Source organism: Myxococcus sp. AB036A (assembly GCF_006547355.1).
In the GTDB taxonomy this organism is placed as follows: Bacteria; Myxococcota; Myxococcia; order Myxococcales; family Myxococcaceae; genus Myxococcus; species Myxococcus virescens.
Map to the genome: position 1 here is coordinate 1 of NZ_VHLC01000216.1, position 1,352 is coordinate 1,352.

Annotated in this window: 1 protein-coding gene; it reads right to left on the reverse strand. The window is 69.2% G+C overall.

Features of this window, described 5'->3' with window-relative positions; genetic code table 11:
- The coding region (gene dnaG, locus FL344_RS38115; protein WP_141621942.1) for a DNA primase at positions 1-1,345 on the reverse strand (1,345 nt) is incomplete at its 3' end.
- Between the last annotated feature and the right edge of the window lie 7 nt (positions 1,346-1,352).

The window sequence follows — 1,352 nt, forward strand, 5'->3', positions numbered from 1 at the left end:
GGGCGGGACGGTTGGGGCTCGAAGGAGGTGCGTCCCCACTGGCGGGCTTGGGCAGGGGCACCTTGCTGCGCAGGGCCGCCTCCACGTCCGCAGGCCGCCAGCCGAAGTGCTCGGCCACCGCGCTGAAGAGGGTGGCGCGCACCAGGCCCACGGGGACCTGTCCCACCACCGGCTTGAGCCGCTCGAGCGCTGCCATCTTCTCCTCGAAGCTCGCGGCCTTGCTCTCCGGGAGGAGCGACGCGAACAGGTGGCCGGTGAGCGGGTGGGCGCCTTCCAGCAGCCGTTCCACGCCCTCCTGGCCCTCTCGACGCGCGAAGGTGTCTGGATCATCCCCTTGCGGCAGCAGGGCAACTCGCGCGGTCGCTCCCGCGGCGAGCAGGGGACCGGAAAGCCGTTCGACAGCGGCAAGGCCGGCCGAGTCTCCGTCCAACAGCAGGATCAGCTCGCGGGCCTCGGCGCGCTTCAGCACCTGCATGTGTCCGGCGGTGAGGTTGGTGGAGCACAGCGCCACCGCGTGCCGCACGCCCACCTGGTGGAGGCCGATGGCGTCGAAGTAGCCCTCTACCAGCACGGCGGCCTTGCGCTTGCGAATCTCGTCGCGGGACTGGTCCATGCCGAAGAGCGTCTCGCTCTTGTTGTAGAGCCGGGACTCGCGCGAGTTGAGGTACTTGGGCCCTTCGTCCGCGCCAATCAGACGGCCACCGAAGGCGATGGGGCGGCCCTCCGGCGCGCGGATGGGCACCATCACTCGGCTGCGGAAGAAGTCGTAGTAGCCGTCGCCGCTGTTGCGCTTGAGGACCAGGCCGGCCTTCGCCGCCCACTCCAGCATGCCCAGCTTCTGGAAGCGCTCCGTCAGTGAGGCCCATTCGAGGGGCGCCCAGCCCAGGCCGAACGCCATGGCCGTCTCTTCGGAGACGCCGCGGCTGGCAATGTAGGCGCGGGCGGAGCGGCCTTCGTCCTGCTGCCACAGCATGGCACGGAAGTGCTCGGCGGCCTGGTCCGTGGCCTCCTTGATTTGCTGCCGCTCCCGCATGCTGGGGTCCTGCTCGGCTTCCAGGTCCACGCCCAGCTCGCGCGCCAGGTCCCGCACCGCGTCCAGGAACGTCTTGCCCAGGTAGCGCTGGACGAAGGACACCGCGTCACCGCTCGCGCGGCAGCCATGGCAGAAATAGAAGCGCTTCTCCGGCACCACGTAGAACGAGGGGGTCTTCTCCTGATGGAAGGGACAGCAGGCCTTCCATTCGCGCCCGGCCTTCTTCAGGTCGACATGCCGGGAGATGAGCCCGACGAGGTCCACCCGTTCGAGGACCTCCTGGATCTTGTGCTCCGGAATCACGACTCCCACCCCCTGG